Origin of the sequence: Nonomuraea fuscirosea (assembly GCF_003001935.1) — a bacterium.
GTDB lineage: Bacteria > Actinomycetota > Actinomycetes > Streptosporangiales > Streptosporangiaceae > Nonomuraea > Nonomuraea fuscirosea.
This window is the reverse complement of sequence record NZ_PVNG01000073.1, coordinates 1-4,913: the sequence shown is the minus strand read 5'-3', so window position 1 is coordinate 4,913 and position 4,913 is coordinate 1. Positions and strand designations below refer to the sequence as shown.

Genomic DNA, 4,913 nt, shown 5'->3' with positions numbered 1-4,913 from the left:
CGCGCCGGCAGCGTGCGGATCCACCGGGCCGGGCCCGCCGAGGGGGATCCCGTGGTCCTCCTGGCCGGTGCCAGCGGGAACGCGCTGGCCTGGTAGGCCCGCTGGTAAGAATCGCGGCACACGGCCCATACGAGCGGCGTCGCTGCAGGTCACGGTGCGCGACGGTGTCACCCGCAGAGGGCGGGTTTCGGTCCGGGCGTTCGGGGATGAGTCCGGCGCTCGTCGTCCCGATAACGACGGCAGGCACGTTTCCGCAGGTCGCGACTGGCAGCCCTAGCTATCTATCGACGATGAAATCGTCTGGGTGGACGCTTCGTCTTCAGCGCCAGGCCCTTATCTCCTAGGCCAGCTCCTTGAGGGACTCGACCGGGTGCTCGACCTCCTCCGACCACGGTGGTGTGAGGTCGGTGGACTCGAAGCGGGGCACCACATGGAGGTGGAAGTGGAAGACGCTGTGCCAAGCCGTCTCGCCGCTGGCATGCCAGAGGTTCACGCCAGGAGCCCCGAGCGCGCCGGCGACTTGCCGGGACACCTCGACCGCGGCCCGCATCACGTGCGCCGCCGTCTCCGCTGGGATCTCCCCCAGGTCGCGGTGGTGCGCTCTCGGAATGACCAGGGTGTGACCCCTGGTGGCCTGGCCGATGTTGAGGAAAGCGATGGCGTGCTCGTCCTCGTGGATGGTCTGCGAGGGCTCGGTTCCGGCGACGATGCGGCAGAAGACGCAACTCATGAGCGGCATGATCACAGCTCGCCCGGCCACCACGCAAAGGCCTTTTGGCTGGTGATTCTAGCTATCCATCGACATCGATCGACGATGAAACGCGTGGCCGGGGATAGCTGAGGAAGTCTGCGCCCGCGAGCTTCGCATATCGCATGGCCGTGATGGGATGGATACCGAGAGCTTGTGTGAGCACGGCGGGCGGGGCCTCACGGATGAGTTGAAGCCAGGTTCCGCTTCGCGCGGCAAGTGGCGGGATTCCTTCTCTTTTCAGTCGGTCGGTGATCATCTGTGGCGTTATCGGCTGGCCGAGCATGCCGCCGGGAAACAGCCACGGGGAGTTCGGGTTGGCGGCAGTGTTCATGTGAGGGCGGTCACCGAGGTAGGTCCGAAGCAAGGTCGCGAAGGGCTCTGGAACAGGGATCCATACTCGGCCTGGACGTAGCTCGACCAGTTCGCCGATCACCTTGACGTGCTCGATTCGCATCCGCGCGATGCGCTGGACAGGCTGGCCGAAGAGCAGGATGAGGTAGCCCGCAATTCGGTGATCGGCGGGCATGGTCTCGTGGAGAAGCAGCATTCGTAGGAGGTCGACACGGTGGTCTTCCCCTATGTGAGGGTGGCCGAGGTAGTGCCGGCCGGGAATCGTGATGCCTTTGATGAGGCGCTGGCGCACCGCCCAGCCGAGGAAGTCGTCGGCCTTTTGACGGGTGCTCGGCCCGGCGGAAAGCCAGGCGTCGACGTCGTGCTGCGTGCAGGCATGGACGTGGAGTACGCGTTCGTGAAGCCAGCGGAGAAACGCGGTGGTGATCGCCGTTGACTGCTTGGCGTGCAGGAAGGCGTTCTGGGTGACGGGTGCCCGCGCGGCTTGGGCACGGAGACGACGGAGATGGTGCCAGCGTCCGAACTGCTCGACGATCTTGCGCTGTTCGGTGCTTTCGATGCTGGCCAGTTTGATCGCGAGCCAGCGTTCATACCCAGCGACGTAGCGGTCGCGGAAGGGCAGTATCCCGTGTGCCACGAGAAGTTCGCGGATGTACTCGACCGTCTGGGACTGGGGCAGGGCGTCCAATGCGGCGTGGTTCAACAACAGAGTGCCGTCGCCGAGCGCCCTCAGCAAGGTGACGATCTTGGGATTCGTCCGGATCCAAGTGACTCCGCTGTTGGGTCGGCGCATCCCGGTCAGGACAGTGATCAACGGGGCCAATTCGGGCCGGACTACTCCTTCGGCATCGGCGAGAAGCCTGGTGAGGAGGCTCTTGAGCTCACAGGCCCAGCAGGTGTTCTTCTCTGCCGCGCGCCTGGCTGATGTCGTATTTTCGGACCAGCTTCGTGCACCGCCCGCCGATCCGCGGACCCTCACCCCAGTCGAACTGCCACCACAGGCCAGGCTCGGCGATCCAGGGGATAGACCCTCCGCCGCCCGGCCATGTACGCCTCCTTCGCCTCGGCGACCGCCCGCCGCGTGGCCCGCTCGGTGCCGGTGAACCCCATCGCCGTCACCGTGTCGTGCACAACGTCCGCGCGGATCTTCCCCTTGGGCGCCTCGACCTTCTCCTCGATCTTCTCCAGGGACGGATCGATCAGCCGCCCCGATCGCTCCCGCCCCACCGGCACCGGCCCGAATCCCGCAGCTCCACATACCGCTTCACCGTCCGCGGATGGCATCCCACCAGCTCAGCAGCTGACCCACACTGCGCGTCAGGTCGTAGGCGTTAAGGATCTCGCAGGTCTCCGTGACAGACTTAACCGTGACGGTTCCCCTCCGTGAGTAGAGTTCGTTGAGTGACATCCGAACTCTCCCCTCACGGAGGGACCCGGATGCAAGAACACACCGATCCGGCCTGGGGATTATGGAGGTTTCGCCATCGGCTGGCGACGTGTGCCAGGGTCTGCGCCACCTCAGTGCGGTGGTAGCGGATGCGGTGCCCGCAGGGTTCGGTTGATCGCCACCTTAGGAGTCGAGCACAGCGGCGATGGCTTCGATTTCCACGAGTTGATCTTCATAACCCAGCACTGTGACGCCCATCAATGTGCTGGGAACGTCGTGATCACCGAAGAAGGCCCGGACTACCGCCCAGGCGGTCCCCAGATCCTGCTGCCTGCTGGACGCCACGAGAACCCTGGTGCTGATGATGTCATGCAGGGATGCACCGGAGTCCGTCAGGGCGGTCTGCATGTTTTCGAGGGCCTTCGCTGCCTGACCTGCGTAGTCTCCAACCGCCGCCGTGGATCCATCCTTGTTCAGCGGGCAGGCCCCGGCAAGGAAGATCAGGCGAGATCCGGTGGGTGCCGTGGCCGCGTAGGCGTACTCGGCGACGTCAGACAAGGAGGAGGAGCGGATCAACGTAACTGCACGGCCCATGATGGTTTCCCTTCGAATCAGGCAAGAATGTGGCCACCATGTCAAAGGATCTTTCGTTACGCCACAGGTTATCTGGCCTGGGCGCCTTGCCGCTGAGCTTGTTGTTTAGCCAGTTCGGCGGGGTTTGATGCCCTTCTTGTGGTAGGTCCGCCGGGCCGATCTTCGTCAGCTTGATCGCGCCGGACTTGCGCTCGGAGATCGCCACCCAGTCCAGCTTGGGCAGCGCGGTGTCAAGCGCGTCCAGTTCGGCGCGCATCTCGGCCTTCAACTCGGCGGTGAAGTCTCGGGGGTCCAGCGGCTTGCGCAGCTCGGCGTGGTTCTCCACGCGGCGGGTGGCGAAGTCGGCGGGCAGGTCCTCCTCCGGGTCGCGGAAGGAATGAGCGCCGACCACCCAGATCTCCTTGCAGCGCAGCTGCTCGCGCAGCGTCTGGAAGGTAGCCACCTCGTACACCATGCGCGCGACCCGACGCCGACCGCGGGTGTCGGTCCGGTACACCAGGTCGGCCCAGTCCTTGAGGGTGCCCTTGTGCTCGGGGCGCTCTCGCCGAGCGGGTAGTAGGTAGTGTTACCGGCCTTGGCGTAGCGCTTGACCAGCTTGAGCGCGTCGATGACGGGCTGGTGGGCGGTGTTGTTGGAACGGAATTCCAGCACCTCCAGCAGCTCGATCAGGCCGCGCTGGTAGTGGTTGGTGTAGGAGGCCTTCAGCGTGGTCTGCACGGTGCGCCGGTAGACCGGCCCCTTGGTCTTGAACTCGTGCACCAGCTCGCGCAGCGTCTGCTCGCCGCCGCGGACGGCGGGGAAGACCACCTCGCGCACCGTGCCGTCCGGCTTGGTCAGCGAGGCGTCGGCGATGGTGAACAGGAGATTCTCCTTGCCCGACACCCGTTTGAAGGCGTTGATGAGTTCCTCGGTGACCTTGCGCTCGGCCCGGGCACCGACCCGGTGGATGGTGGCGATCAGCAGATCGACCAGGTTGTCGGTGACCTCGCGCTCCCGCTCGACCAGCAGCGCCGCCGGCAGGGTGACGGTCGCGTCCGGCGCGTTGCGGGCCCGCCGGCGCAGATGCGAGGGCGACTCCACCGCAGCGCGGAACCGCCATCCGGCCGGCACCTTCGGCGCCACGTCAGCGAACAGCGCTGTTGGCAACCCGATGGCGCGGATCGCGTTCAGCTTGCGGATCTCGGTCAGCATCGAGTCCAGGCTGACATTGCCCGGCATCGCCTTGATCAAAGCCAGGACCGAGCCCTCGTCCTCCTGGTCGTCCTCGACCTCCTCCTGCTCCTGCTCCTGCTGGGCATTATCGGCAACCTCGCGGGCGTCGCCGTCGGCGGCGATCAGGGCCAGCACGCGGGCCGTCGTCTCAGCGTCCAGCCGGGCCGCAATCTTCGCGAACCAGGTTTCCTCGGCGTTGTGCAGCGCCGACCGCACGATCCTGGTGATGCGCCCAGGCGCGGGCGGCTCGATCCGCTCAGCCCAGCACTGCTTGAGCAGCTCCTCGCGAACCCGGTCCGACTGCCGCTCGGCGTGCGCGACGTTTCCCGCCAGCCAGCCGGTCAACTTGTCGGCGTCGGCAACCGAGCACTCCCGAAAACCCAGATGATTGCGAATCTCGCTGCGGTGCCGCTCGATCGTCCGGCCCGACCACTCATACAGGCCCACGCTGCCGGGAGACGTCTTGGTCTGGCGGGGCGACGTAGTCGACCACCTCGTCGGGGAAGTCGCCCCGGCCACGAGGGGGCGGATTCTATGGATCGTCGCAACACGATCGCTGTGTTGCGACGATCTTAGTGTTCGTAGGTGAGTGCCTGGACGAGCTGGTCAATAGTGGGC

The 4,913-nt window shown here is 65.7% G+C and carries 6 protein-coding genes; all 6 read right to left on the bottom strand.

Annotated elements, in window-relative coordinates; genetic code table 11:
• Positions 1-340 precede the first annotated feature (340 nt).
• Complete coding sequence (locus B0I32_RS56045; RefSeq protein WP_181308970.1) at positions 341-730, bottom strand: HIT family protein; 390 nt, start codon at positions 728-730, stop codon at positions 341-343.
• A gap of 61 nt (positions 731-791) precedes the next feature.
• Positions 792-1,916 (bottom strand): P-loop NTPase family protein, encoded by a 1,125-nt coding sequence (locus B0I32_RS56040; protein ID WP_146178776.1) that lies wholly within the window; start codon positions 1,914-1,916, stop codon positions 792-794.
• Positions 1,917-2,077: 161 nt separating this feature from the next.
• On the bottom strand, positions 2,078-2,335 hold the full coding sequence (locus B0I32_RS56035; RefSeq protein ID WP_106253660.1) for a hypothetical protein: 258 nt from the start codon (positions 2,333-2,335) through the stop codon (positions 2,078-2,080).
• 337 nt (positions 2,336-2,672) lie between these two features.
• Complete coding sequence (locus B0I32_RS56030; RefSeq protein ID WP_106253658.1) at positions 2,673-3,083, bottom strand: RidA family protein; 411 nt, start codon at positions 3,081-3,083, stop codon at positions 2,673-2,675.
• A complete protein-coding gene (locus tag B0I32_RS57345) occupies positions 3,040-3,408 on the bottom strand; it encodes a hypothetical protein (protein ID WP_146178775.1) in 369 nt (122 codons plus the stop codon). The genes B0I32_RS56030 and B0I32_RS57345 overlap by 44 nt, the downstream gene beginning before the upstream one ends.
• Positions 3,348-4,814 carry a DUF4158 domain-containing protein gene (locus B0I32_RS56025; protein ID WP_281262701.1) on the bottom strand — a complete coding sequence of 489 codons (1,467 nt, stop codon included), beginning with the start codon at positions 4,812-4,814 and terminating at the stop codon, positions 3,348-3,350. The genes B0I32_RS57345 and B0I32_RS56025 overlap by 61 nt, the downstream gene beginning before the upstream one ends.
• Positions 4,815-4,913: the final 99 nt, after the last annotated feature.

Bases quoted from the DNA above. Each gene is read 5' to 3' on its own strand.
- B0I32_RS56045 (WP_181308970.1), bottom strand. From the start codon at position 730: ATGAGTTGCGTCTTCTGCCGCATCGTCGCCGGAACCGAGCCCTCGCAG.
- B0I32_RS56030 (WP_106253658.1), bottom strand. From the start codon at position 3,083: ATGGGCCGTGCAGTTACGTTGATCCGCTCCTCCTCCTTGTCTGACGTC.